The 24,808-nt window shown below is 62.8% G+C and carries 27 protein-coding genes and 1 pseudogene; 14 read left to right on the top strand and 14 right to left on the bottom strand.

Annotation, left to right across the window (positions count from 1 at the left end):
• Positions 1–51: 51 nt before the first annotated feature.
• Positions 52–186, bottom strand: a complete 135-nt coding sequence (locus CV102_RS27025) for a hypothetical protein (RefSeq protein ID WP_267903124.1) — start codon at positions 184–186, stop codon at positions 52–54.
• Positions 187–985: 799 nt separating this feature from the next.
• Here CV102_RS27025 and CV102_RS13965 point away from each other — a divergent pair.
• Entirely contained in the window at positions 986–1,432 is a 447-nt protein-coding gene (locus CV102_RS13965; RefSeq protein ID WP_148858624.1) for a hypothetical protein, read from the top strand.
• 474 nt (positions 1,433–1,906) lie between these two features.
• On the opposite strand, the gene CV102_RS27020 is transcribed toward CV102_RS13965, so the two are convergent.
• Entirely contained in the window at positions 1,907–2,035 is a 129-nt protein-coding gene (locus CV102_RS27020; protein WP_267903123.1) for a hypothetical protein, read from the bottom strand.
• 421 nt (positions 2,036–2,456) lie between these two features.
• Here CV102_RS27020 and CV102_RS26625 point away from each other — a divergent pair.
• The 6 genes and pseudogenes from CV102_RS26625 to CV102_RS13940 form a co-directional block, all read left to right on the top strand.
• Positions 2,457–2,807 (top strand): annotated as a pseudogene (locus tag CV102_RS26625) (ribbon-helix-helix domain-containing protein); the annotation flags it as partial.
• Positions 2,808–2,810: 3 nt separating this feature from the next.
• Positions 2,811–3,002, top strand: coding sequence for a hypothetical protein (locus tag CV102_RS26620; protein ID WP_233710706.1), 192 nt, complete (start codon positions 2,811–2,813; stop codon positions 3,000–3,002).
• 342 nt (positions 3,003–3,344) lie between these two features.
• Positions 3,345–3,608 carry an NAD(P)-binding protein gene (locus tag CV102_RS13955; RefSeq protein ID WP_187432975.1) on the top strand — a complete coding sequence of 88 codons (264 nt, stop codon included), beginning with the start codon at positions 3,345–3,347 and terminating at the stop codon, positions 3,606–3,608.
• 132 nt (positions 3,609–3,740) lie between these two features.
• Positions 3,741–4,991: an RNA-guided endonuclease InsQ/TnpB family protein gene (locus tag CV102_RS13950; RefSeq protein ID WP_148858622.1), complete on the top strand. Its 1,251-nt coding sequence runs from the start codon at positions 3,741–3,743 to the stop codon at positions 4,989–4,991.
• 92 nt (positions 4,992–5,083) lie between these two features.
• The gene (locus tag CV102_RS13945) at positions 5,084–6,250 is read left to right on the top strand and encodes an NAD(P)/FAD-dependent oxidoreductase (RefSeq protein WP_233710691.1); all 1,167 of its coding nucleotides are present in this window, start codon (positions 5,084–5,086) and stop codon (positions 6,248–6,250) included.
• A gap of 306 nt (positions 6,251–6,556) precedes the next feature.
• Positions 6,557–6,823: a hypothetical protein gene (locus CV102_RS13940; protein WP_148858621.1), complete on the top strand. Its 267-nt coding sequence runs from the start codon at positions 6,557–6,559 to the stop codon at positions 6,821–6,823.
• 53 nt (positions 6,824–6,876) lie between these two features.
• On the opposite strand, the gene CV102_RS26385 is transcribed toward CV102_RS13940, so the two are convergent.
• From CV102_RS26385 to CV102_RS13930, 3 genes are all read right to left on the bottom strand, one after another.
• Positions 6,877–7,017, bottom strand: coding sequence for a hypothetical protein (locus CV102_RS26385; protein WP_222863697.1), 141 nt, complete (start codon positions 7,015–7,017; stop codon positions 6,877–6,879).
• 198 nt (positions 7,018–7,215) lie between these two features.
• On the bottom strand, positions 7,216–8,091 hold the full coding sequence (locus CV102_RS26615; protein ID WP_233710690.1) for an HTH domain-containing protein: 876 nt from the start codon (positions 8,089–8,091) through the stop codon (positions 7,216–7,218).
• 462 nt (positions 8,092–8,553) lie between these two features.
• Positions 8,554–8,739: a DUF7563 family protein gene (locus CV102_RS13930; RefSeq protein ID WP_148858620.1), complete on the bottom strand. Its 186-nt coding sequence runs from the start codon at positions 8,737–8,739 to the stop codon at positions 8,554–8,556.
• Between the two features lie 673 nt (positions 8,740–9,412).
• On the opposite strand from CV102_RS13930, the gene CV102_RS13925 reads away from it, so the two are divergent.
• A complete protein-coding gene (locus CV102_RS13925) occupies positions 9,413–9,607 on the top strand; it encodes a hypothetical protein (RefSeq protein ID WP_148858619.1) in 195 nt (64 codons plus the stop codon).
• 174 nt (positions 9,608–9,781) lie between these two features.
• Positions 9,782–10,048 carry a hypothetical protein gene (locus CV102_RS13920; protein WP_148858618.1) on the top strand — a complete coding sequence of 89 codons (267 nt, stop codon included), beginning with the start codon at positions 9,782–9,784 and terminating at the stop codon, positions 10,046–10,048.
• A 163-nt stretch (positions 10,049–10,211) separates the two neighbouring features.
• On the opposite strand, the gene CV102_RS13915 is transcribed toward CV102_RS13920, so the two are convergent.
• From CV102_RS13915 to CV102_RS27400, 3 genes are all read right to left on the bottom strand, one after another.
• On the bottom strand, positions 10,212–10,682 hold the full coding sequence (locus CV102_RS13915) for a hypothetical protein (RefSeq protein ID WP_148858617.1): 471 nt from the start codon (positions 10,680–10,682) through the stop codon (positions 10,212–10,214).
• A 234-nt stretch (positions 10,683–10,916) separates the two neighbouring features.
• Positions 10,917–11,501: a cupin domain-containing protein gene (locus CV102_RS13910; RefSeq protein ID WP_148858616.1), complete on the bottom strand. Its 585-nt coding sequence runs from the start codon at positions 11,499–11,501 to the stop codon at positions 10,917–10,919.
• 402 nt (positions 11,502–11,903) lie between these two features.
• Positions 11,904–12,143, bottom strand: a complete 240-nt coding sequence (locus tag CV102_RS27400; RefSeq protein ID WP_449289631.1) for a DUF7351 domain-containing protein — start codon at positions 12,141–12,143, stop codon at positions 11,904–11,906.
• 73 nt (positions 12,144–12,216) lie between these two features.
• Between CV102_RS27400 and CV102_RS13905 the strand changes: the two genes are divergently transcribed.
• On the top strand, positions 12,217–12,648 hold the full coding sequence (locus CV102_RS13905; protein WP_148858615.1) for a DUF3995 domain-containing protein: 432 nt from the start codon (positions 12,217–12,219) through the stop codon (positions 12,646–12,648).
• Between the two features lie 457 nt (positions 12,649–13,105).
• Here CV102_RS13905 and CV102_RS26610 read toward each other — a convergent pair whose 3' ends face one another.
• The 4 genes from CV102_RS26610 to CV102_RS13890 form a co-directional block, all read right to left on the bottom strand.
• On the bottom strand, positions 13,106–14,527 hold the full coding sequence (locus tag CV102_RS26610) for a S8 family peptidase (RefSeq protein WP_187432974.1): 1,422 nt from the start codon (positions 14,525–14,527) through the stop codon (positions 13,106–13,108).
• Positions 14,528–14,664: 137 nt separating this feature from the next.
• Positions 14,665–14,814 (bottom strand): hypothetical protein, encoded by a 150-nt coding sequence (locus tag CV102_RS26010; protein ID WP_187432973.1) that lies wholly within the window; start codon positions 14,812–14,814, stop codon positions 14,665–14,667.
• 18 nt (positions 14,815–14,832) lie between these two features.
• Positions 14,833–15,180 (bottom strand): hypothetical protein, encoded by a 348-nt coding sequence (locus CV102_RS13895; protein WP_233710689.1) that lies wholly within the window; start codon positions 15,178–15,180, stop codon positions 14,833–14,835.
• Positions 15,181–15,726: 546 nt separating this feature from the next.
• Positions 15,727–16,968 (bottom strand): carboxylate--amine ligase, encoded by a 1,242-nt coding sequence (locus tag CV102_RS13890; RefSeq protein WP_148858613.1) that lies wholly within the window; start codon positions 16,966–16,968, stop codon positions 15,727–15,729.
• A 268-nt stretch (positions 16,969–17,236) separates the two neighbouring features.
• Here CV102_RS13890 and CV102_RS13885 point away from each other — a divergent pair, with 268 nt between their 5' ends.
• The 4 genes from CV102_RS13885 to CV102_RS13870 all read left to right on the top strand — a co-directional run bounded on the left by CV102_RS13885 (position 17,237) and on the right by CV102_RS13870 (position 22,576).
• Positions 17,237–18,589, top strand: coding sequence for an LLM class flavin-dependent oxidoreductase (locus CV102_RS13885; protein WP_233710688.1), 1,353 nt, complete (start codon positions 17,237–17,239; stop codon positions 18,587–18,589).
• An 885-nt stretch (positions 18,590–19,474) separates the two neighbouring features.
• Positions 19,475–19,693 carry a hypothetical protein gene (locus CV102_RS13880; RefSeq protein WP_148858612.1) on the top strand — a complete coding sequence of 73 codons (219 nt, stop codon included), beginning with the start codon at positions 19,475–19,477 and terminating at the stop codon, positions 19,691–19,693.
• A gap of 366 nt (positions 19,694–20,059) precedes the next feature.
• A complete protein-coding gene (locus tag CV102_RS13875; protein WP_148858611.1) occupies positions 20,060–21,343 on the top strand; it encodes an outer membrane protein assembly factor BamB family protein in 1,284 nt (427 codons plus the stop codon).
• A gap of 393 nt (positions 21,344–21,736) precedes the next feature.
• Positions 21,737–22,576 (top strand): succinylglutamate desuccinylase/aspartoacylase family protein, encoded by an 840-nt coding sequence (locus CV102_RS13870; protein WP_148858610.1) that lies wholly within the window; start codon positions 21,737–21,739, stop codon positions 22,574–22,576.
• A 492-nt stretch (positions 22,577–23,068) separates the two neighbouring features.
• Here the strand turns inward: CV102_RS13870 and CV102_RS13865 are convergent, their stop codons facing one another.
• A complete protein-coding gene (locus CV102_RS13865) occupies positions 23,069–23,668 on the bottom strand; it encodes a hypothetical protein (RefSeq protein WP_148858609.1) in 600 nt (199 codons plus the stop codon).
• A gap of 48 nt (positions 23,669–23,716) precedes the next feature.
• Complete coding sequence (locus tag CV102_RS13860) at positions 23,717–24,664, bottom strand: thioredoxin domain-containing protein (RefSeq protein WP_222863696.1); 948 nt, start codon at positions 24,662–24,664, stop codon at positions 23,717–23,719.
• Between the last annotated feature and the right edge of the window lie 144 nt (positions 24,665–24,808).

The following is a 24,808-nucleotide window of genomic DNA, read 5'->3' as shown; positions in this document are numbered from 1 at the left end:
TGACTGAGCCGGCTCGTGACCGTCCCTAGAATTGGCCTGTGCTCGCGCCGGTCAGTTTGGCTTCCGCTGGGTCCCCCGCTGCGGTGACCGGCGCTCGCTCGAGTGGTCCACCCCACCCCCGTCGTGGCGTTCGCGGAACGTCGTCCAGTCGGGGCAGTCGTGGACCTCGCCGTCGACGCCGAACACTCGAAATTACGAGTGACGTACTCGTTGCAGTCACTTTAGTTCGCCACGAGGAAGTCCGGCGCCTTTTCGAGGCGTAACTCCGCTGGCCGAGACGACACGTAACGGGTCACGGTCGTCGCTGCGGTGGTGCTTCAACTCGTCTCACTCACTCTTCGACTCGACGTGTACGCTCGTCCACGAAACGATCGTCCCGGATCCGCGCCCGTCATCGTCTCACGGGACGAACGGGCACGCTCGTCGCTGCGGTGGCCGATCGACTGTTCGGACCTGGTGGCTCGACTGGCCGCCGCCGAACTGGCGCAGCGACTCTGTTACCGTCGTACTACGCGACACCGAGCAGTCCCCCGGCCGAACTCAGACCTCGATGTCGCTACCACACGCGCGACAGAAGTCGGCCTGCCACGGCACCGTTTGTTTGATCTCTCGCTGTTCGTCACACCGTGGACAGTACGCGAGGCGGGTTGTTTTCATCGTGTCCCCTCTCGAGCGAGATTGGACCGATATAACATAAAAATTCGTGATGTATATTTTAGCTATATGTGTCCACGTGTCTCGAAGCACTGTTCGCGCCGCCGGTTCACTCGGCTGGGAACGACGAAGTCGCTGTGCAACCCCGGCTCCCGACAGTGACGAGTAGCCCAGCGGCTGGGAACGTTCGGGCTGTACGCACGGCTCCGAGCGCCGATAGCCGACCAGCGCGATTCCCGCACCGAAACAGTCATCCAAAGGAACGTGACTACCTGGGTCCCTCTCTGTCGCTCAGGGCACGACCGGCTTCGCCACCAGCGAGTGCTAGGTCTTGCCCTCATCCTCTCCATTATATGCGTTTTCAATACAATCTTCAGAATCTTTCCAAACTACTACGGCAATAGGCTTACTTTCTCGAATAACCTGGGAAATCGACATGGCCCCTTGTTCCTCGAATCCCACTGACGAGGATGACACCATCGAAATCCCAGTACCGATGGACGAGCTACCTGGGGAGTTCGTGGTAGACGTTCCTCGTGGCGTGCTGACCGAAGCGATCGAAGACAGCGATCTCGACGTTTCTCCGGCAGAGAACAGCGATCCACACCACCACATCACTATCCAAATACCGCCCGATATCGAGCGGGCAGCCAGAAAGCAGTACGAAAAACGGACGGAAGCGAATCCGGCTGCTGACGGAGACCCAAAGGAGTACGCCTGGAACTTCATTACGATCGATCTCGAATGGAGTACTGAGACGGACTCGTTCCCGTACTGAACGACGGGACGGGAACGTCTCTGCAGTGTCACGAAAAGACCGACCGCCTCGAGAGACCCCGGGGCTGCTCTCGATGTCAGACGAGCAGTAGCGTGGGGCGCACAGTTAGCGCCGCTCACCGAGTGAGGATTTCCAGGACGGCCGCTCAGAGTTTCGTACTCGCGAACCGAAGTCGCTCGCTCCAGCGTCTCACCGGGGAGGGAGGCGCCTGTCTCTGGAGCGTTCTCGTATGTAGCCATCAGAAACCCGATGACGTCTGGAGTGGGCGGCCCGTCTCCTCGCTCCTGTCTCAATCATGCCAGGTGAGCAGGGCACGACCCGCGTCGAGTAACTCGGTGTGGTACACACCTCTGTCGAACGAGGACGGCCGCCGTCGACGGAGCGGCCGGTCGGGTGGCTCATCGACCACCAGACGAAACACGCTGCCGGGCAGCGATGTCGCTACGCGCCGCGCTCCGAACCCGGACTCACCTGCTAGCGGAGTGCGTAGCCGAGTTGCTCGAGCAGCACGCGCACCACCTCGAAATAGCCGAGCACTCCGAGGAGGACAGTGACGCCGACGAGGACGAACGGAAGCGCCCGACGAAGGGTACGCACTGTCATGGCGGTTGGAACCATGATACACGAATATAAACCGTACTGCGGCCGTACAGCAGCTGAGAACGACCAACGAGTACACTACGAATCGTTCCGAGAGCAGCCAGGGACCCTCCGCTTCGATCCGGGAGATGGCAACTGCGCTACGGCGCGCTCGGCCAGTCGCCCTTCTGATCTGGTGTCGGTAATAGTGACACTTTCTGTCGGTCCAGGGTGAGCGTGACGTCCTGGCAGTTCTCCACGGAGACACCCTCGATCACTCGCGTCATCCGTGTCCTGTGGGACAGTCATCCCGACCGCCCGCTCACAACGACGTGAATGCAGTCTGACGACACTACTGTGAGGTACCTGACTCGTCTGAACGATCGAATAATACTATGAGGATCGAACGAGATGGGTGGCGTAACGAGGATCGGAGTTCCCACATATGCCATCAGAACGACCGAACGCAGACGAATATATCGAGTTTCCAGATACCGACCATCCCGCAGGATCACAGAGTGAGTGTGTCATCTGTGGCTCGACAGACTCGCTCTCGGAGTACTCTTTCGGCCCGCCGTCGGACGAGGAGTCAACGGTCGTTCTCTGCTCGAGTCATTATCAAGTCGCGGCTATTTTGAACGACTCCTCTTCTCAAGACGCAGCCGTTTCGCTGGATTACGATCTGCAGGAAACGAGGAAGATAACGGTTCGTGTTCCACGAGCCCTGATCGAAAGCGCTGATTCTGTCGCTGAACAGCAGGGCCAAACACGGAGCGAGCTCGTTCGTGACAGCATCCAGATGGCGATCACGCTGCAAGACGTCGACGAGGCGTTCGACGAGATCCTCTCTCAAGCGGTGCAATCACCGACCGAGGCGGACGCACACTCGGCCCAGGAAGCGGACACGGTCTCGGAGGCCGACGTCGAGTTTCTCAAAGAGCGAATCCGAACGCTCGAGTCCCTCCTCGAGGACAGTATCGAGAAGATCTGACCTCGTTCACCTTCTGCATGTGTGGTGTGTCCCGATCGAGGGGACCGCTCGACCGCCCGACCCCCCGCAGATCGTCGCGTGACGATCCCAGCGCCGTGCGGGAGGCCTCACCACCTGCTCGGTCGTACTCTCGTCTCCGTTCGTGGGTTCTGAGTCGTGCCACGCAGGACGGACTCCTGTCACAGCCGGCTTCGAGCACCACCTGTTGACGCTTTTTCATCGGGTGCAGGAACGGTAGTACCCGCCGACCGATCACGAAATGGGTACAAGAGCCCTGGCTCCGTAGTGTCTCCGGCCGGGACGCGGACGGACCCGTGCGTAAGGGAGGGCTGACCGACTGAGATGACCGTAGCAACCGTTCCACGGTACGACAGCGAACAGGTCTCCAAACGAAATGGGCGTGCGGTGGTGGTCGGCGCCGGTATCGCCGGCCTGGTGGCTGCCCGTGTCCTTGCGGACGCGTTCGACGAGGTGACGGTGATCGATCGTGACCCGCTCCCCGACGAGCCTGTTGCCCGTCGTGGCGTCCCCCAGGCCCGGCAGATCCACATCCTGTGGGAGGCCGGACGGGCGACACTGGAAACGCTCTTCCCGGGCTATCTTTGATCAGCGAGAGAATCCCGGCGTTTGCGCCGGGCGTGAATCGCGTCACTCAATCACACGATCCACCATCGATAGCAGAACGGATATTCCACGATAATCCACACCATTAAGTTGGCTTGTCTAGATAGGCTATGTATGGCGATTCAGGTCACTCGTACCTATGTTGGTTCCATACAGAACCAGCAACAGGTCTGCGATGACCTTGACTCGCTCGGAGATTCCGCCTCGAAAATCTGGAACGTCGCACGCTGGACTGCCGATCGCATCTGGGATGGAACCAGTGAAATTCCCGATGAAGGAGCGCTAAAAGCGTACATGAAGAAGCAAGCGTGCTGGAAAGACTTGAACGCACAATCCAGTCAGAAAGTCATCGAAGAACTTTCTGACGCTTTCCAGTCGTGGTTCGATCTGCGACAGAAGGACGACGAGGCGAACCCGCCCGGCTACCGCAAACACGGCGATGAACGACCACGCAGTACGGTCACGTTCAAAGCAGACGGCTTCAAACACGATTCCGACAACAACCGCGTCCGGCTGTCGAAAGGGTCGAATCTTAAAGAGAACTGGTCGGACTTCATCCTCTGCGAGTACCAGACCCGGCCAGACGTTGACCTCTCGGCAGTCAACAAAGTGCAGAACGTTCGCGCCGTCTGGAACGGCGACGACTGGGAACTGCACTTCATCTGCAAAGTCGAACTCGAAACTCAAGATTTCGCTGGCGACGGAGTTGCAGGTATTGACCTCGGCATCACGAACATCGCAACGGTCGCGTTCCCCGACCAGTACGTCCTATACCCCGGCAACTCGCTCAAACAGGACAAGCACTACTTCACGCGTGCCGAGTACGACACCGGGGGTGAGACCGGACCGTCCGAGAAGTCGATGTGGGCACGTCGAAAACTCGCAGAACGAGAAGCACACTTCTACCACGTCCTCACGGACACCATCATCACCGAATGTGTTGAACGAGGTGTTGGAACGCTGGCAGTGAGTTGGCCCGAAGACGTGCGTAAGTCTGACTGGGGCAAAACCGGGAACAAGAAGTTGCACTCGTGGGCGTTCGACCGCATCTACCAGTATCTCGCATACAAAGGCGAAATACGTGGTGTTGAGGTGCTGAAGGAGAACGAGTGGGATACGTCGAAGACGTGTTCGGCGTGTGGCGACGACACGAAATCAAACCGTGTGGAGCGTGGGCTGTATGTTTGCTCATCGTGCGAGTTGGTAGCCAACGCGGATTGTAACGGGGCGGAGAATATGCGACAGAAGATAACTCCGAGTCCTCACGGCGAGGATAGGAGTAACGGCTGTGTGGCACAGCCCTCGACACACCTGTTCGACCGCGAGAGCGGGACGTTTCGCACGAGAGAACAGGTCGTATCGTAAACCGGCAAATATCCCACCTGCGGGACGGGAAGCCTCGCCGTTTACGGCGAGGAGGATGTCACAGCGAGGAGCTGTGTGCCGCTGGCGGTGTCGTGATCGACGGCCAACGCGACTTCTACATGTACAGCCAGGGCGAGTTCCTCGCCGCCACCTCGACGCCCTTCCCACTGTCTGCAGCGACGCGGCCACTGTACGAGCAGGTGCTCCGCCGGCGTGTCGCCGACCTCGAGGGGGTCCAGCTGCGGGGCCGCTGCCAGTGCAGTACGTACCTCGCTGACGATGGGTCGACGACCGTCCACGGCGTCGCAATACGGGATCAGAGCGGCGAGCAGGAGGCGCTCGTCGCCGATCTCGTCGTCGATGCCACCGGCCGAACGAGTCGGACATCGACCTGGCTCGAGACACACGGCTACACGCCGCCTGCTACCGAGGAGTTGCACGTCGACCTGGCCTACAGCGCCACCCTCATCGACCGGCCTGCCGACGACCGCCGTATGATCGGAATGCTGGCCGAGGCGCCGCGCACCCGTGGTGGTGCAGTGTTGCCCGTCGAAGGCGACCGCTGGCTGGTGAATCTGCACGGCATCCACGGTGATCATCCCCCGACGACCATCGAGGCCGCCAGAGAGTTCGCAGCGAGCCTTCCCTCCCCCGTGTTCGCACGGTTTCTGGACGAGTACCCGCAGGTCTCCGAGGAGATCCATCGCTACCCGTTCGCGTCGAACCGGCGGTATCACTACGCTGATCTCGACCGCTTCCCCGACGGGCTCCTCGTCATCGGTGATGCGATCGCCAGCTTCAACCCGATCTACGGGCAGGGCATGTCAGTGGCTGCACTCGAGGCGCTGATGCTTCACCAGACGCTTGCAACGGACGACCGCGAGGACCGTGCGCTCCGCTTTTTCGACCGCGCTGACGCGGTCATCGACCCCGCGTGGATGCTGGCGACCGGGGCGGATTTCAGCTTTCCCCAGACAGCCGGCGATCGGCCCCGTGGAACCACCCTCTTCAACTGGTATCTGGACCGGTTGCTCCGGAAGGCACACACCGATAGCGTCCTGACCGACGCGTTCACTCGCGTCCTCTCGATGCAGCACCCCCCGTCCTCGTTGCTGCGTCCCGGCGTCGTGTGGCGCGTCCTCAGACCGGGCCGTAGCGGCGGCCACTCGCTCCCACGAGAGCCGCCGCATGGTCAGCCGGCTCACCCTGCGGAGACCACGTCGGCCCGCTCTCCACGGACTCTGGAGACCGAGAGATGAGAACTCACGACCGAAGCACCACCGGGTGCGACGACGGAACCGCCCGGAGGCGGCTGTCGGGACGCCCTTTCCCGACGCCGTCGGCGTGAGTGACGAGGAACTCGATCACCTCGAGCCAAGCTCTCACTGAAACCGTGTTGGCGCCGCCCGGACCCCGCGAGTTCCGGCCTTTCACGGGTCGCCGTCGGCCTCGAGGGCGCTGAGACCCTCACCCTCCCGACCCTTCTGCTGGTCGGCTCCAGGAGCCACGCCGGGAGGCGCTCTCCGTCCCACCCCGTTTACTATCGTTCGAATGGGAGCGTTCGTATGGGACGGGACACCCGTATCACGTTCATCGACGAGAACAACGACCGTCACGACGGCCGGCTTCCCCGGGAGGACGTGGTCATCGCATCCGGCATTCGAACGGTGACGGTGGATCTCCACCACCGGTGGACCGACTGGTTTCCGGGGATCCCGGTGGCGGCAATGAAGGGGTGGGAGGTCGTCATCACCGACGGCGAACTGGACGTCACGTACAGCGGAATGATCGAGGAGATCTCGCCGTTCGGACTGATCATTCGAGAGGCGTAACCGCACGGAACGGCGGCGTGAAGCGATCCTGGCGGCGCCGGTGTTGGCGTCAGTCAGACCGTCGCCGGTCCGACCCCGTCGCGGCCGAGATCGGCAACCCGGTCGACGGCAGTCGTGCGGATCCCTCTGCCGTGGGCAGCGAGGGACAGAACGCCCGGGGCCGCGGCCAGGCGGACGCAGGCTGGTGATCGCATCAGGACGGAGACCGGCTCGAGCCCGGCACTCGGGGCGTGACCGGCGTCGCGACCTTCTGGGACGCGCGCGATTGCAACCGTGGATGGCCGCCACGCAGTACGGATTCGACCGGCAACTGATTCTGGTCCCGGTCTCATCGGGGACCCACAACTAGCAGAGTTGGTCGTTCGGAACGACTGTTCAGCACGGGGGTGCCGTCACTGGGTGCCGTACTGTCGGTGCGGTCGCGCGTCGCCGCTCAGTTCGTCCCGGGGGAGTCGATACTCGCCGGCCGCCGTCCGTTCGACGAGGTTCCGCTCTCTCAGGGTTCGAAGGAGCCCGTACAGCGCGCCCTTCTCGAGATCGAGCACGGCTCGGAGCGCGTCGATCGATTTCGAGCCGTCGGCGAGCGACAGGTAGACCAACTTCGCTCCGGATGACTCGAGGGCATCCAGACCCCCGTCCGACCATTGACATGCGTTGCACGCCGGTATCCCGTGGACGTCGACGAGCACGCTGTCGCAGTTCGGACACGACGCCGGAGCGACCCGCTCGCGGTCGGCCGAGCGCCGACGATCCGGGGAGAACGCGGCAGTGGCGTCCTCGGTCGAGGCGTTCGACGCGGGTGTGGACGACCGTTCTACTGGCGGCGGAACCGTTCCCGCTTCGAGATCGGCGATCACCGCCGTTGCGGTGTACGTCGATTCGCCATCCGAATGCGGGTAGACCCCGACCAGCTGGTCGCCGTGATAGAGCGCGAGGCAGAGTGCCGGCGTAACGAGGACGCGCTCCGGCTCGTCATCCACGAGCGATGTCACCGTCTTGACTCTGAACGGTGGCCGAACGCTCACGTTGTGGGAGGCTGCCCATTGTTCGAATCGCTCGAAGCGATTGCTGACCTCCTGTTTCGGGCTGTCCGACTCGAGCGAGACCTCGCCGGGCCAGCTCTGGAGACGGAGCGAGTCGATCCGTCCGTTCTCTTCGCAGCGTCGCAGCGCCTCGAGTTGCGAATCGACCGGATCCAGGAGGAGCGGTGCGCGGACGTGACAGGCGACGGTGAGGTCGGTCGGATGTACGTGACTTGAGGAACTCATACGGTCTCATCTCGTTGATCGTGCGGTGGCTCGCCGTCGGTCGGTGACTGCAGTTCACGACACCTGGCGTCGTGGACCGGCGTCACCGGTCGGTTCTCGAAACCGATGGACTGTCCGAGAGCACGTCGTATCGTCCACCACTGCTTCGGGCGCGACCTAGTCGCGTGGAACAAGACGGCTGCCAATAAAATCCAGTATTCCTAGTTCGAAACTAATTGGTCGGGACGAGACCAGTTCGCGGACCAACACGCGGGACTGCGATGGAATCGATGGGGTGAACCGGTGTTCGGATGACGCAAACTCTTCGCAATCCGTTCGTTTCGTCGCACACCGACTCCCCCACTGCGGACGCGTCCCGCGTCAGTCAGCGACCACCGATTGCGATCGTGGGCTTCCGCCTCGGGGGTCGTGTGACGCCGTCGAAGCGTCGCCACACCGAGGGTCGTGCTGCTCGTCGGCCGATCAGTTCGGCTTTCGCTGGACCCCTGCCTCTGGCGAGCGACTCTCGCTCGAGCGGTCTACCCCACCCCCGTCCTGCAGTTCCCGGTACGTCGTACAGTCGGGGCAGCCGTGGACCTCGCCGTCGACGCCGAACACCCGGACGAAATCGCGGGTGACGTACTCGCCACAGTCAGCACAGGTTGGCATAGGAGACCATTGGTTTCCACCCACTAATAATCGGGTGACGAGAGCAATTACTCGCCCGGCGCATCGCTACTCTGGCGGGCGTGTGCCGTCTGCCCCGCTCGGTTCGGGGCCTCGCGGCGGGCCTCGGACGCCGCTGGTGGGCCCGGAGGCGGGTGCACGATCTCGGTCGTCGCTGCCGAGATCCGCAATCCGGTCGACGGCGGTCGTCGTGCGCGTCCCGAAGCGGTGGCGAGCGGACCGTCGGCGTGCTCGCGGACGTGCACCATCGCGTCGATGCAGTCGTCGGCGTGCCTCTCGGACTCTGTTGGCGAGCGCTCTCGAGATCGTCACCATCCGGGTTGTCGTCCAGTTTCTCGATGCAGTCGGTGAGCACGGTACCCCACCGCTCGGAGAGCTGAACACGGGACGCAGAGCTATCGAGCACGGATCGAGACCGAGTCGTCGGACTATAGGGGCGGACCCGGCCCCCATTCCTGCGAATGCGCGACGCAGTGTGTCGAGTGCCGAGTGGGCGTACACTTACGAAGATGCCTGTCCAACTCACTGGTATGGAACGCGGGATCGTCCTCTGGCCGGGGTGGACTGGGTCACAGAACGAACTGGCGAACGCCACCGGAGTGCGCTCGTCCCCGCCGCGTACTCCCGGGATTTCGGTCACGAGGTGAGCACGCAGATGAGCGTGTACACTGTTGAACTTCCGGACGAACGGGAACGGGGGATCCGCGTCGAGTGTGATGAACACGGCGAGTCCGAGGAGTTCGAACCGGGGTATCGAACGGTTGCGTTCTACTGTGAGCTGTGTGGCTACGAAGTCGAAATCAACGTCCACGACACCCACGAGTGGCGGGATTTCGGCGAACGGTGCTGAGTCCGACGTACGATCCACCGACACGACGCTACTGCACCAGAGCCGTCGACGAGAATCGTGACTGTCTGTGCGAACCAGCGGTGCCGTTCGAAGGCGGCGCTCCACACCTCGCCGTTCCTTACTGACCGTTGACGCTTCCACAGGCTTTTGCGGTCGCCACGCGTTTCTCCGCCCATGGTGTCGCTCGCCGAGATCATGGCGCGCCTCGATCGGATCGAAGAGCGAGCCGAGGCCGCCCCCGGTGCAGCACAGGACGACCTCGAATCCGTGATCACTGACCTCGGCGAGGTGATCGCCGGTCGGCAAGACCGTGCCGCCGCCCTCTTGCATAACGAGGATTTCCCGGGGGCAGCCCAACTCCTCGGCGAGAACGCACTCGCCATGCAGCGAGCGTCAGTCGTCGCCCTGGAACTTCGCGAACAGATTCGACGTCGCCGGTAACACCGTCAGGCGTCCGCAGGGTGACGCGGAGGCCTTACCACAGCCGGCTGGCATCTACAACCCGCGCTGGACGCCGTTTCCGAACGACTCCGGCGGGACGCTCCCGCTAGTTCCACGCTCTCGGCCGTGTTTGGTCCTCCCGGTGACGATCAACGCTCGTCTCTCAGTTGGCCGCCCTCTCCGCCTGCCGACATGACGTAACGAACTCTTTGACGATCGATTTGAATTCGTCGAGATCGACGTGTGCCGCAACCTTCTCGAACGCCACCGATTTCACTCGTCGCGGGTTGCCGTTCAGCGACTTGAACGCCCGCTCGTACGCCTCGTAATCCGCCGGATCCCACGCGATCGACTCGAGGCCCTCGTCGTGATCCAAGGGCATCCTCGCCGGCCAGACCTTCAGATCGCCGTCGACGTTCGCAGTAAAGACGCTCGGATTGCCCTGGTACTTGCCCTGATGCGCGTCGACTTTCAGTTGAAAATTTGCGTTTTTCGCCTGCCCGATGGTCGTTCTATCACCGATTTCCTGTGCGAACTCGTACAGATCGGTGAACGCGACTGCCGTCTCGGTCGAGATCTCGTCTCGTTTCTGTTTCCGGTTCAGGTCGGCAACCAGTTCTGATTTCGACTCCACGTAGCCAGGTCCTGTTCGTGACACGACCAAATGACTCTTTTTCAACCAGTTATATATGTCGGCCGCAGATATTGTTCGTGATACTTAGGGGTATCAGGTCGGTCAGCAGCGAACGGTACCATCCGCTCGAGCCACACCGAAGTAGACGTCTCGATACCGACGGTCTGTGATCCCAGAACCCGGCGGCAGAGTCGAGACCGCCAAATCCACCGAATAACCAGCACCCCGGTCTGCTTACAGAGAGTCGGATCTGTCACTCTCTGCCGTTGCATACTCCGGGACACCGTACCCGACCACACTACCGATCGTTCCAAGAACGGGGAACAGGACGCGCTGTACTGGAACTGGAATATCCGCTGGCTGCATCTCGTCTTGGAACTCGTGGATCAGCGCTGCGGCCACCAACGGATTGGCGGGCATCCCGTCAGCATCCAGCCCGTCCGCTCGGTCGAGTTCCACCATCGCCCGAATGAACTCCTCGAAGCGAAGCGCTGGCCGGTGTTCGGTCGTCATATGGACTTCACCGTCTCCTGCGTTCCAGAACGTGTGCGGCGTCCCGGCAGCCACCGTTTTCTCCTCCCCGGGTTCCAACAGCTGTTCGGCGTCTTCGATAGCGATGCCGAGTGTCCCGTCGTGGACAATGAACCGTTCGTCCTGCTTCGGATGGCTGTGCAGCGGTCGCCTCACACCCGGATCGAGATACGTATCCATCCGCAACAGTTCGCCGTCCGTCTCCTCGGCGGTATCCCGAAGGACGAATCGTTCCCCGAAACTGGTTTCGAGCGTCGGTGCTCCACTCCCGTGGCCCGATGACGCCATCAGATCTCACCCCAACTGTGTGGTACGATATCGTGGCACAAGATACTTGGCCAGCTCTCTCCCGACCGATGTCTCGAGGAGAGAACACGGCCGGAACCCGAAGCTGTGATCGATCACTGACCTGTCCATCGGTCGAGTGTGTGTCCGCTCTCGTACCGGGGTGATACCTCCCATCGGACGGTCGAGCGTGTCCCCGAGACGGACGCCCTCACAGGATTCCAGCGAGAGCCGCTCTCCGTCGTTGCAGACGCTGCACCCATCCGGCCGTGGACATCTTGGCCGGATGGATGTCCACGCCGGGGTCGAGCAGTACTCCAGTTCCGAGATCACCCATGGCTGGCTGTCTCCCACGCTCGATACGGGGAGTCACCACGGAACGGGTGACCCCTTTGGCCCACCTGGTCACGCAGTCGCAGTACTGAGATCGTCGTTGAGGGCGATCGTCATCCCATCGCCGTCATATTCGAATGTAGCCTCAATGTGCCACGGGGATTCCGCGATGACCGTGAGCGTGGGATCGACAAACAATCGGGCGTTCCAGATATCGATCGTGTGCAGGTCCACACCGTGATCGACGTAAAATCTGCCAACGTTCGGTTGAGTGAACAGATACGAACCCACGGACGCCGGGTGGCACGGCATTATACAACTTGGCCGTGTAAATCGCTCTGAATTGCCGTCTCAATTCCAGTCACGATCACGGTTGGTTGCAGGTATGGCCGCTACGTGGTGGACCATATTCGCCGCATTCAGTTTCTACTGGGCTGCTGGTGGAACGTTTGCTCTCGGGACACTCGGTGAAGGAATCGAGTCACACGCGGTGGCCCGTGAAGGCTGGTTTGTCACACTTGTCGCAGTGACTGGTGTCGTAAAGCTCCTTCCTGCGCTTCTCGTTCTCTCCCTGATCCAGACGTGGGGAGACCGGCTTCCGTGGCGAATCCGTCTGCTAGCAGTGGGTGGTCTGGGGGTGCTCTCGGCTCTGTATGGTGCGGTGAGTATACTCCAGAAGACTCTCGTATTGATCGGCGTGTTCTCTCCCGAAGACGTCGATCCGGCCGGATTCTGGGGACATTTCCTCATCTGGGATCCAGTCTGGGTGATTGGTGGGCTCCTCTTGTGTGTGACTGCATGGAGCTATAGGGAATAGCATCGCTTGCGCTCGCGCTGGCTGCTCCCCCGCTCTCCACCCTGTCTGCAGGGGTGATTCGGCAAGCTACCGTGGGTTTGTCAAACTGTTGTGCTGAATACAGTGGAGGAGTTTGGACACCGCACGAACCTTCGTTCATTCCAGACGTTCTTCGCTGAGCGAGTTCTCGGAGCCCACCTCAGCACTGATGCTCGGCGTTGGCCACGGTCCGGGATTGCTATCAGAATAACTGCATTTATTGCTGTCGGTAGCCGAGCGAACACCTTTGGGAGGTCTCGCTTCGATGGCGAGGACGGCGTCGACGGCTTCCCGAAGTCGGCGTTTCGACCGAGAACACGCTGCACAGCTGGTCGGCATGTGAAGTGTGCAGTGGTTTCACGAGTATCGGTATCCAAAGAAGAGGATTTCAACAGAGCCGTCGAGACGGGACAACTCGACGGGCGGGCGAACTACGCGATTACTCGTCGATAACCCGTTCGACGGTGTGCAGCGCGTTGACGCGCCCCGCACCGAGTTCGGGATCGCCGCGGCTCTCCACCGCTTCCGCCCCGCTGCGGATAGCCTGGTGGACCTGCTGGGGACCCGCATCTGGCTCGAGTTCCCTGACGAGCGCAGCGAGACCGGTCACCTGCGGCGCCGCCATCGACGTCCCCGCCAGCCACGCGTACGCGGGCTCGTCCCCGTCGTCGCCCTCCGACGGAACGTATGTCGAGAAGACGAAGTTGAACGGATACGGCCACTCGGGGATGGTACACGGGATGCACTCCTCGGCCGCTTCGTCGTCTTCGTCGGTCGCCACGACGATGCTGCCGTCCTCGTCGAAGCAGACCTTCGTCTCCTCGCCCGGCTCGACGGGGACGTCGGTGGGCGTCATCGGGGTGCCCGCCGACACCCACTCGGCATACCCGCAGTACGTCTCGGGGATGAGTTCCTCGTAGCCGCCGCCGGGGGCGCCGACGTCGATGTCGTTTCGCCCGTAGTTCGAATAGAACGTCAGCCCGTCGTCGGGCGTGGTTGCACTCACGCCGATGACACCGGACAGCCCGTTCCAGAGGCGGAGCCAGCCACCCTGCAGGTCGGTCTCGTCGTTGCCGCCCGACCCCACGTACAGCGTTCCGTTGCGCTGGCCGTAGTTGGCGACCGGCTCGAACATCCGCCGGTACGCCCCGGGGTTCTCTGTTACGTCGGCGAACTCTTGGGGGGCCACCATGTAGCCGAGGCTGATGTTCGCAGCGTCCGCGCCGACGTCGGCGGCGTGTTCCATTCCGACCATGATATCCCCGAACGTGCCGGTGCCGTGCCCCAGCACGTCCACGGAGACGAGCCTGGCATCGGGCGCCGTCCCGAGCATGTGGGCGTCGCCCGTGGCGGCGGCCGTCCCGGCGACGTGCGTGCCGTGCCCGTGGGGGTCGCCCTCGTGGGGTTCGAGCCGGCCGTCGTCGATACGGGCGCTCTGTTCGGTGTCGAGGTTCGAGAGGTCCGGGTGGTCCTCGTCGACGCCGGTGTCGATGACCGCAACCGTCGCCCCGTCGCCCGTCGCGTGCGCCTGGGCCTCACGGACCGCCTGTTTCTGCTTGTCCCACAGCACCTCGTCGTAGACCTCGTCGGGGTCGTCCGGGAGTCCGCCATCGTACCCGTTCTCCTCGGCGACCGGTTCGATTTCGAGGGCGACGTCTCGTACCGCGGCGGTGACGCCGCGGACGTCTTCGAGGTCGTCGACTGCGTCTTCCGGGCCAGTCGCCAGCAGGAGTTCACCCGCCGCGAGTTCGTTCAGCACCGCGAACCCCGCGGCCTCGAGATCGCCACTGCGCCCGTTCGTCCGCGCGAGATAGCGCGCCTGTCCGTCGCTCGCCGACGCGAAACCGGTGGCTACCACCATCGCCCCGGCGGCGCCGACACCTTTGATCACTGATCGCCTATTTATTGGCATGGTCCAACCCACAGTTCACGTGAATACCACAATATACTGATTAGATTTCTCACAAAATATTACTGGTCGACAAACATATAGTATCGCTACGCCTGGTGGTCGACGTTGCGGCCCCGACCGCGGGTCGCGCGGACGCGCTCCGGTTCGTCGATCGCTAGCTGCGTCTTCTCGGCCGTCCGAACCGACCACCGCGTCTCGAAGACACCGAGCAGGGTACCGACGTCCACTGTCGGCACGGTCTCCTCGGACAGTCGTTATGAATCGTCCTCGCCGCCCTCCTCGTCACCGTCGTCCTCGGTATCACCATCGCGGCCATACCCTTCGACCTCCTGAATTTCAGCGTCGTCATCGTCCTCGGCGCCGCCCTCAGTCTCATCCTCGTTTTCGTCATCGTCGACTTCGTCGTCGTCTTCCCCCTCGTCGTCCCCGTCCAACCCGTCGTCATCGTCTATCTCTCCGTCATCGTCTTCGGCGTCCATCTCGTCCTCTGCAGGCTCTCCCGGCCCTTCGTCTCCGCTGTCTCCGCAGCCGGCCAGTCCCACTGCGACACCCGCGCCGACACCCGATAGCATTCGGCGACGCGTGAGGGTTCGGTCTGTCATGATGCAGTTCGGACACACCGGAACGGAACAATAAGAGCGGCCGATCGTTCGGAGTCTCAACGTGGATTGGCTGTAATCCGACTGAATTGCGTTTTCGATGGGTGTGGTTAAATCAGTCACCTCGGTCGGTATCTGTTGTCTTCGCTCTCCTTCTCGAACAACACCGGAGCGACGCCGATCGAGCCGCGTTCGGCGCTGTAGACGGACCGTACGGTCGACAGCGCCGGCGCCGCGGCTCGCGTAGCGAGCGACTACTATCGACGGCCGCGTGCCTCCGCGTCACGGACGATCGACGAACTTCCGGACGATTCCGAGGCGGATCACACACCTCCGAACGCCGGACGAGCGGGTCGTCCCACTCCCGAGTCGTGCGGTCCCGGTCGATGAACTGCGCAACTCCGTCTCGACCGTCGGTCGTCGGTTCGTCGCCCAGTAGGTCGGTGACTGCCACGATGTCGGCGTGGCTGTGGTCGGCGTTGCCCTCCCGAGACTCGCCGACCGCGAGTGTGAGCGCGGGATCGGCAGACTTCGGAAAGAATCGGTCGTTCAGCAGGCGCAGTAGTACTCTCGATCGGAGAACTCCGTTTCGAGCAGTTGCGCCGTCGGCCCCGGATCCGACGGCCGGTATACCGCCGTCGTCAGCCCCCCGTCGGTCTCCTCGAACGTCCCCGAGGCGAGCGCTCGCCAGTGCTCCTCCTCGAGGGCGGGTGGCGTCGTGTCGTCGGTCGCGAGCAGCGACACGTAGTCCTTCAGGGAGACCCACAGCGCGTCCCGCGAGGGCTCGGGGTCGTATGCGGCGTCCGTCACGTCGGCGTAGGCCGCCGCCGGCAGGTTCGCGCCCGCCGTGACGGGCATCTCGATCCACTTCCAGGGACGGGTGTTGATGTCCAGCAGGACGTACTCGTCCCGATCCGCGTCGTAGACGAACTCCGCCTCACTGATGCCGTGGTAGCCGGTCTCCTCGAGGACGTCGAACGCCCGCCCCTCGAGCGCCGGCCGGTTGACCCGTTCGACCACACAGGAACTGCCGAACGATCGGGGGTAGCGAAGGAGCGGGTTCCCGACGACCGACAGCGACTCCTCGACGCCGCTGGGCGGGACGTACGAGGCGACCGAGCAGTCCTCGCCGGGGGCGACGTTCACCCGTTCCTGGGCCATGATCCGGACGTCGGCCTCCTCGGCGGCCGCGACGATCTCGGCGAACTCGTCCTCGTCGGCGACCTCGACGACGTTGGTGCCGATCGCCTCCTCGAACTCGCGCTTTCGGGCGGGTTTGACCACGAGCGGGAATCCGAGATGGTCGGCGGCGTCCTCGGGGCTGGTCTCGCTCAACCGGTACGTTTCGGGGTACGGCACGTCGAGTTCCTCGGCGATCGCGTACAGCGACTCCTTGTCGAGCACGCGCTCGATTCCTGCCGCATCCGAGAACGGTCGGCGGAGGCCGTCGACGTCCGCGGCGGCGTAGGCGTGGACCCACTCGTCCATGCACGGAAAGGCGACCACGTCCGAACCCGCGGCGTCGACGACTGCTTCGAGATCCGCCTCGAACCCGGCGTGATCCTCGAGCGGGTACGTGATCCGCCCGGCGTAGTCGATCGCCGTCGAGGGCGAGGCGAGGCCGTCGCCGTTTCGATCGAGTGCGATGACGGGAACGTCGAGGGCGTCGAGCGCCCGGGACACGGCGAGACCGGTATAATGAGCGTTCGAGACGACCGCGGGCGGCCGGTCGAACGACGCCGACTCGAGGTCGTCGAGAAGCGACGAGAACGATTGGAACTGCGTTGCCATACCGGTGGATGGCTCCCTCCGGGAGAAAAACACACGAGAACCGGACAGTGGTGCCGGCGTCAATGACGGGCCTGATTCGGATCTCGACCGCCGGCCGAGATCGCTCCGCACCGTGGCGCCGCCACGACAGCCTCCCCATCGGCAGCGAACGGCCGTCGCGATCGCTGGGCAGGAGTCGGATCGGCGCCGCCGATCGTCGAAGGTACCAACAAGATTGGCCACCTCCTCCTCGCTCTTACGATTTCGATTCGTAACCTGCCGTACACCGATGCATCTCAATCTTTTCACCATGAACGCCCCCGAACACGTCTCGCCCGGCTCGTGGACGTATCCGGGCGACGGCTCGACCCGGTACACCGACCTCGAGTACTGGACCGAGGTCGCTCGGACCGCCGAGCGCGGGGGGTTCGATGCCGTCTTCTTCGCCGACGTTCGCGGGATCTACGACGTCTACGGCGACGATCGGCACACGGCAGTCGAACGCGGCGTCCAGACGCCGGCCAACGACCCGCAGCTGGTGGTCCCAGCGATGGCCGAGGTGACCGACGACCTCGGCTTTGCAATTACGCGCTCGACGACCTACACCCACCCCTACCAGCTCGCCCGGGAGTTTTCGACGCTCGATCACCTGACCGACGGCCGCGTGGCGCTCAACGTCGTCACCTCGTATCTCGAGTCGGCCGCACAGAACCTGGGCCTCCACGAGCGGATGGACAAGCAGACGCGCTACGACCGCGCCGCCGAGTTCCTCGAGGTCTGCTACGCGCTGTGGGAGGAGTCGTGGGACGACGATGCAGTACGGACCGACGCCGAGACCGGGGTGTACACCGACCCGGATGGAGTCTTGCCGATCGATCACGAGGGCGAGTTCTTCTCCGTTCCCGGTCCGCACGGCTGCGAGCCGTCGCCGCAGCGAACGCCCGTGATCTATCAGGCCGGCTCCTCGGACCGCGGTCGCGAGTTCGCGGCCGCGAACGCCGAAGCGGTGTTCGCGAGCCAGCCGACGGAGGCAGGGATTCGCGAGTACATGACCGACCTCAGGGAGCGCGCCGCCGCCCACGGCCGCGATCCGGACTCGCTGCGCTTCTTCATCGGGGTCGTTCCGATCGTCGGCGAGACGGAGGAGATCGCTCAGGCGAAGTACGAGTCCTACAAGGACCACGTGGACGTCGAGGCGACGCTCGCACTGCTCTCCGGCTTCCTCGACATGGACCTCTCGGAACTCGAGCCGGACCAGAAAGTCGAACACATCGAGACGGACGCGATCCAGGGGACGATGAACGCCTTCACCAAGTCCCAGCCCGACCGGGAGTGGACCGTCCGCGAGGTCGCGGAGTTCTGCGGCCTCGGCACAACTTCCCCAAAACTCGTCGGGACGCCGGAGACGGTCGCCGACGAACTCCAGTACTGGCACGAGGAGGTCGGGGTCCATGGCTTCAACGTCAAAGAGGTCGTGCGGCCGGACTCGCTGCAAGATTTCGTCGATCTGGTCGTGCCGGAACTCCGCGAGCGGGAGCTCCTGCCCGAGGGCCGACCGGGCGAGACGCTCCGGGAACGGCTCTCCGGGGCCGACGACTCGCGGCTCCCTGCCGACCACCCGGGTTCGCCGCGCTCCAATTGATATCCTCCCCGTGCGACAGCGCGAGGATTCCTCCAGTGGAGATTCGGCTGCCGACCCGCGGAGGCAACGTGCGGGCTCGTGCACATTTCGTTGGTTGTGAGGCGGTGATCACCCCGTTCGTCGGGCCGCTGAGGCGCCCTCTCGCCGCTCGAGCGTGCGCGCCCCGGAGATACTATTTGGTACGCATCGTCGCTTCGTCGGTCGACTGAGCTCAGTACGAATTCACGAAGCGGATCCCGAGATAGACCAAACAGTTCTCTCGTTACAGGGATGCAGCGCGAAAGCCCACGATTTCAGTCGTGGGATGAGGCGCGTACGCTTGAACCGACCTCGAACCGTACGTCCGTGTACCGAGGTCGAGGTAAGGATGTGCACCCGAGAGGGGAAGATGAAGCCCGCGATCTCGCCCAGGGGTCGCGCTGGCCCGACCCAGAACGCGGGTCGCCGAGGGAACTGGCGAACCCGCGAACCTCCCCGCTCGTGGGACTCCCGTTCGCGACGGGAACTCCACGACTGAAGCCGTGGGAGGAGGTCAGTGCACATATCTGTGTGCATGGAGGACACCGAGTACCGCAACGTTCGGCTCACCGAGGACGCGTATCAGCACCTCGAACGTTGAAAACAGTCGGGCGAATCGTTCTGTAGGTGCTCGATTTTTTGCCGGCGCTCCGTCGTACCTGATCGACAGAACGACCGCCGCCGGCTCAGGGTTCCCGTCTGTACGGACCCGTTGCGTGGGGTTTGAGACGGATGGGCGGCCACTGTGAGGCGAAGCGTATCCCCCTGTACTCCACAAGACATATTACAACCACCGAGAACAGTGACAACTATCCTCTAATGATCTGGGTGGTGGTGCAAAAAATAGTTTCCTGGCTTGCGGCACTGGTGAGCCGTGGCCGACTCTCGAGGGGGGATGGCTACGCCTATCGGGTGTATCTGACCGACAACCGTTCCGAAGCGTTTGCAGAGGTGACGCCCCTCGAGCACCTCGAGGCTGACTGGGTTCGGTGTACACGTCCAGAGCTCTCTCCGCGCGAACGGTTGCCCACGACGACGAAGTACTACCACAGCAGCGAGATCGTTCGGATCTCGTCCGAGGAGTAGGAGGCTGGCGACTGTCCCACTTCGAGGCGGAGACACAGTTTCCGATGTCGTGGCCGTCGCGGTGGAGCGGGTACTGTGGGTTTGGCTGGCAAGGTGGGTAGCGATTCTGATGGCCGGATTCGGCTCGATCGGCGACCTCAGCGAGGGAGTCTGTGGCACATCGCTGATCCAGCCCCGCTCACTCATAGACTCGGAGGCGGGCTCGTGCCCGGGACGGCACTGCCGATCGCTTAACCCTGCCTCGGATTCGAGACCAATTTCACCGGACTATCATCAACCCTTGAAACGATATTTTACTGTTCATCAAGACTCAACCATTATGCTATGAACTAGATAAAGATATAGTCGATAGCGAGGAGAATTGATATGGACGATTGGCAGCGACGATCGGTGTTGGCAACTGGGGCAGCGCTTTCGGCAGGTGGGATTTTTGCTTCGCTCGGAGCTGGGGAACCAACTTCCGACGGGAGTCGGCCACAACTCGACGAACCCGACGGCTGGTCATCGTACGGCGGGACGGCGGGGAACACGCGGCACAATCCGTCGATAAGCGACTTCGAGAAACCGGAGACCGTCGCCTGGCAGTACGACGAGACAGGCGACGCTGCAGTCGTCGACGGGAGGGTTTACCTTCGAACAGGGGAGGAGGTTCATGCTCTCGATGCAGACGACGGTAGCAGATTGTGGACGTGTCCTCACGTCCACGCTGCCGGGACGCCGGCGGTCACCAGGGACGGAGTCTACGTCGCTGGAGACCAACTGACAGCGATCGATGCCGACAGCGGCGCTGTCCGCTGGAGCGAAACGTTCGGGACGGACGTCTCGGTTTCAGCTCCGGTCGTCGCGTTCGAGACCGTGTACGTCACCGTCGAGGGGACCCTCCACGCGTTCGACGTGGTCGATGGGTCGCGCCGCTGGACGTGCGAGACGGTCGCCGTGACCTCTCGTGAGGACGATTCGGGCACACACACCTACGTGTTCAGTACGCGCACTGGCGCGATTGCTGCTGCGGACGGCATGATCTGGGCGCTGCTCGACAAACGACGGAGTGGCGCAGCCATCGATGCGGACGCGCTGGTTGCCTTTGATCCGGTGGCCGGAGAGACGCTGTGGTCGGATCACCTAGAACCAGGGGGCTCCGCTACTGGACTCACAGTGACCGAAACCACGTCCTTTCTCGAAAATTCGAGCGAAGAGGACGTGACCGTCTTCGACACTGCCTCGAAGGAGGAACAACAGCACCTCTCGGACGCGTTAGTGACCGCTGTCGCCGGCGATCGAGTCGTCACCCGTGGACGACATCGCCTCAAGCTGAGTTCCCCCTGCGGTTCCTGGGAAAAGAACGGGACGTACTCGTACGGAGCGCCAGCTATCGCTGGCGAGACTGTCGTCGTTGCGCACAGTCTGAACGGATCGTCGACGGCCGACGAGCTCGTCGGGTACGATCTCGAGAGCGGCGACGAGCAGTGGCGGTTCACGTTCGACGAGTCACAGTGGACCGACGGGTTCGGCGTCGACTGCGTCGTCGATGGCGAGACGGTGTATCTCAATCGAGACGGGGGATTGACCGCCCTTTGCCCGTCCGGTCGTGATACCGCGAACCGAACCGAGAAGATGGACGGGACGACTGCCACCGAAGAGGACTGTTGAACCAGGAGTGGGCGGAACACGGCTAGATCGTTGCGACCCCCCGTCGCTGCTCCAGACGGCCTACCGTTCGATAGTCGTGCTGTATAGTACGGCTATACAGTTCGACAGAGAGCCCGAGAACGAGAGGACGGGAAGCGATCTCGAGGACCCAATTATTCTTATTCCCGACACAGTAATTATTTTATGAATTTCTCCAAAGATATGATTTAACACTACGGTTGATTAATTGATGTGTATAATTTCGGCATATTATTATATTAAGAACCAATTGTTTCAAATTACATACCTCTGGCTCGTTGGTAGCCCTGGTGTGTTGCAGAGGCGAAATGAATGCAACCGAAGACTGATACAGATCGACAGCAGAGCGAGCATAGTTCACGATCGCGGCGGTCCATGTTATTCCAATCAGCCGGTGTGATCGGCGCAGTCACCGCAGGACTGTCCCAGCTCGGAACGGCCGAGGCCGACGACAGCCCCGTGTGTCCCACTGACTTCTCCGAGCAGGACGAGGACGAAGACAAAGACGAGGACGAGGACGACACGGTGCCTGATCTCCGAGAGGAGCGGTTTACGATCCAGGAGGGGACCTCGTATGCGACCGACGCGTTCGTCCGAGAGTCGTCGACAGACGGGCCGACCGCGGTCGTCTTCGGTGGCCTCCACGGGAACGAAACCGCAGGCCACCGTGCTGCAGCACGGATCGCTGACTGGGAGCCCGTGCGTGGCACGCTCGTCGTCGTGCCGGAGGCCAACGCCGTCGCGGTCGAACGGAGTACTCGAGTCAGCCCGAACGGCGATCTGAACCGCCAGTTCCCTGCCGATGAGGAGCCGACGACGCCGCTCGCGAGAGAACTCTGGGAGATCGTTGAGGAGTTCGACGCCGACGTCGTCCTCGATCTCCACACCTCCCGGGGGATCTGGAACTCCGACGTCGGCCCGACCGGATTCGGCCAGGCCGTCTTCCCGACGGAAGCCGGTCGGCCGATCGCGGACGAGGCGATCCAGGGGATGAACGAGTTCCTTCACAGCGGGAAGCCTGGACACTACACGTTCACGCGCGGAAACACCCTGACGGGAGCACGGCCGATGCTCATCCATAAGGTCGGGAACGATCTCGATCGGCCAGGGTTCCTCCTCGAGGCGACCCAGCACGGAACCGACCTCGAGACCCGAACGGCCTGGCTCGAAGAGTTGACTGCGCGAATCCTTCGTCAAACCGGCGTCGAAGTCTGACGGATGCGATTGGTCCCCTGGCTGTCCACAGCCAATTTGCCCGCCCCCCTTCGTACGACCTGTTCGCGCTCGGTGTTCGGCTTCGCTCGGTGACCTCCTCCCGCGCCTGAAGACGCGGATACGTGCTATCGCTCCGTACCACGGGCTGCTCACGATACGATCGTCCGCTCGTTGCGCGCAGTCGATCCGGAACTGACCGGACTAAAAGCAGCCGTGAGGCGATCGTCGGTTCGTGATTCGTTCTCGGATGCCCTCGAGGACAACCAGGCGGACACCGGCGTGTGTGGAACACCGATCCCGGCTTCCAGGTCGGAACGCGACGGCTGTCCCGACCGATCTCGACCACCGCGAGACCGCTGTGGAACCGGGTTCTTCGGAGCTCCCCTGCCTGTGGGGGGTTTCGATGTCGAACTGTCGAAAAGGGCTGTCCTCGAGCGCTGTCCTCGAGCGAACCGTCGGGCGTCGCGATGGACCGACCTCGGTCGACGGCAGTTAGCCGAGGTCGATCGGACAGGCCTCATCGCCGCCGGACTCGATCCCCGTGACGAGCCAGTACGTCGAGAGCGGGACGACGACGACCGCGGTGAGGAGGAACTCCAGGCCATCGAAGGGGAGGTAGGCGATGATCCCTGCGGCACCGAACAGGCCGAGGATCGCGCTGGCGACCGCCGCGCCGCAGACTGCACAGCCGGCGCCCATCGTCCCCAGGACGACGCCGGTGAGACTCCCGGAGCCGCCGGCGAGGGAAAGCCCCTGCTCGTTGAGGTGGAAGGCGAGCATCGAGAGGTTGATCCCGACGAGCAGACTCGTCGCGAGCATTCCGACCCCGGTGAGCGGGTCGGTGGCGCTGCCGACGAACGGCAGCATGAACACCAGGATCTCGAGGCGGGACTCGATCGGGAGTGGTCCGAAGACGACCAGGTCTCGAACCAACGTTACGTTCTGTGCGACGACGATGGTCAGTAACGACGCGATCGAGGCCACGAGCGCGACGACCGCGTACAGCGGCACGGAGAGCACCGACCCGATGGTCCGGCCGACGAGTCGCACGTCGTCGCTCCGGGTTGGTATCCACCGACTACGCCGTCGCATCGGCTCCCTCCGTCCGGTCCGGTCGGTATCGCTCCTGTCCTGTCATGGTTAGAGTTCGAGTGCGCTCTTGAACACGCGGTAGTCCTCGGCGCCACGGATCTCGGTCCGGAACTCCCCGTCTCGAAAGAGGAAGAAGTACGGCGTCGCGTCGATTTCGGCCTGTGCGGCCGCGTCTTCGTCGAGGTCCAGCGTGCGTTCGTACGTCCCGGCTTCCGCCTCCGAGCGGATCGCCGCGGTGTCGAGGGCGGTCGTCTCCGCGAGGCGGTCGAGCAACCGATCGACGGCCTCGTCGTCGCTGTCGACCGACTCCTGGATCTCGAAGGCGTACTCTCGAAGCGCCCAAAACGCGTCGACGTCGCGCTCGTACGTCGCCCACAGCACCTCCAGGGCCGCGTCCGACCAGTCTGCGATGACCGGGATTCCCCGCCAGACGATCGACAGCTCACCCGCGTCGGCGTGCGGTTTCAGCTCCTGGAACGCGTTCTCCTCGAAGAACGCGCAGGCCGGACACGCCGGATCGTCGAACATGATGAGGGTCGCCTCGCCGCTCGTCGGCTCCGGCCCGAGGACGGGTGAGTGGGCCATGTTCCCGGCCGCCGGGTGCTCGAGGGCGCTCTCGTCGGGTTTCTCGTCTTCCGCCCCCTCGTTCGGCTCGTCGTCGGGTTCCTCTTCGGTCGCTTCCGCGTCGGATTCGTCCTGGTCGTCGCTCGTCTCCTCGGATTCGTTCGTCTCCCCAGTCGGACTGTCCGATGCATCGTCGGTCGTCTCCGCCGACTCCTCTTCGCTCGCGTCGTCTTCGTCATCGGTGGGCTCCGCGTCGTCTTCGTCGAGCGTCTCCGGGTCGGCGACATTGGACTCCTCGTCCCCCCCTGGTCCTGCATCCGTACACCCAGCGGTGACCCCGATTGTTACGCCCGCTACCGTGAGAAACGTCCGTCTCGTCGAACGCGATCGCGGGGCCAACCCACTCTGCAGAGACCTCCCTCGTTCGTCCATTATTGAGTGGATCCGATCCTATCATAATAAGTGACGTGATTTATTATATTTATTGCACGTAACTCTATCAATACACTGAACGGTTCACTCGACGACACACAGGAACGGACTGTGTTATAATATAGCCAGGTGGTATATTTTGAT

Source organism: Natronococcus pandeyae (assembly GCF_008122205.1).
Lineage (GTDB): Archaea > Halobacteriota > Halobacteria > Halobacteriales > Natrialbaceae > Natronococcus > Natronococcus pandeyae.
The sequence above is the reverse complement of the archived record's forward strand: the minus strand, read 5'-3'. Positions and strand labels throughout refer to the sequence as shown.

Bases quoted from the DNA above. Each gene is read 5' to 3' on its own strand.
- CV102_RS27020 (WP_267903123.1), bottom strand. From the start codon at position 2,035: ATGACAGTGCGTACCCTTCGTCGGGCGCTTCCGTTCGTCCTCGTCGGC.
- CV102_RS26620 (WP_233710706.1), top strand. From the start codon at position 2,811: ATGGCGATCACGCTGCAAGACGTCGACGAGGCGTTCGACGAGATCCTC.
- CV102_RS13955 (WP_187432975.1), top strand. From the start codon at position 3,345: ATGACCGTAGCAACCGTTCCACGGTACGACAGCGAACAGGTCTCCAAA.
- CV102_RS13950 (WP_148858622.1), top strand. From the start codon at position 3,741: ATGGCGATTCAGGTCACTCGTACCTATGTTGGTTCCATACAGAACCAG.
- CV102_RS13940 (WP_148858621.1), top strand. From the start codon at position 6,557: ATGGGACGGGACACCCGTATCACGTTCATCGACGAGAACAACGACCGT.
- CV102_RS26385 (WP_222863697.1), bottom strand. From the start codon at position 7,017: ATGCGATCACCAGCCTGCGTCCGCCTGGCCGCGGCCCCGGGCGTTCTG.
- CV102_RS26615 (WP_233710690.1), bottom strand. From the start codon at position 8,091: ATGAGTTCCTCAAGTCACGTACATCCGACCGACCTCACCGTCGCCTGT.
- CV102_RS13930 (WP_148858620.1), bottom strand. From the start codon at position 8,739: ATGCCAACCTGTGCTGACTGTGGCGAGTACGTCACCCGCGATTTCGTC.
- CV102_RS13925 (WP_148858619.1), top strand. From the start codon at position 9,413: ATGAGCGTGTACACTGTTGAACTTCCGGACGAACGGGAACGGGGGATC.
- CV102_RS13920 (WP_148858618.1), top strand. From the start codon at position 9,782: ATGGTGTCGCTCGCCGAGATCATGGCGCGCCTCGATCGGATCGAAGAG.
- CV102_RS13910 (WP_148858616.1), bottom strand. From the start codon at position 11,501: ATGGCGTCATCGGGCCACGGGAGTGGAGCACCGACGCTCGAAACCAGT.
- CV102_RS27400 (WP_449289631.1), bottom strand. From the start codon at position 12,143: ATGCCGTGCCACCCGGCGTCCGTGGGTTCGTATCTGTTCACTCAACCG.
- CV102_RS13905 (WP_148858615.1), top strand. From the start codon at position 12,217: ATGGCCGCTACGTGGTGGACCATATTCGCCGCATTCAGTTTCTACTGG.
- CV102_RS26610 (WP_187432974.1), bottom strand. From the start codon at position 14,527: ATGGTGGTAGCCACCGGTTTCGCGTCGGCGAGCGACGGACAGGCGCGC.
- CV102_RS13895 (WP_233710689.1), bottom strand. From the start codon at position 15,180: ATGACAGACCGAACCCTCACGCGTCGCCGAATGCTATCGGGTGTCGGC.
- CV102_RS13890 (WP_148858613.1), bottom strand. From the start codon at position 16,968: ATGGCAACGCAGTTCCAATCGTTCTCGTCGCTTCTCGACGACCTCGAG.
- CV102_RS13885 (WP_233710688.1), top strand. From the start codon at position 17,237: ATGCATCTCAATCTTTTCACCATGAACGCCCCCGAACACGTCTCGCCC.
- CV102_RS13875 (WP_148858611.1), top strand. From the start codon at position 20,060: ATGGACGATTGGCAGCGACGATCGGTGTTGGCAACTGGGGCAGCGCTT.
- CV102_RS13870 (WP_148858610.1), top strand. From the start codon at position 21,737: ATGTTATTCCAATCAGCCGGTGTGATCGGCGCAGTCACCGCAGGACTG.
- CV102_RS13865 (WP_148858609.1), bottom strand. From the start codon at position 23,668: ATGCGACGGCGTAGTCGGTGGATACCAACCCGGAGCGACGACGTGCGA.
- CV102_RS13860 (WP_222863696.1), bottom strand. From the start codon at position 24,664: ATGGACGAACGAGGGAGGTCTCTGCAGAGTGGGTTGGCCCCGCGATCG.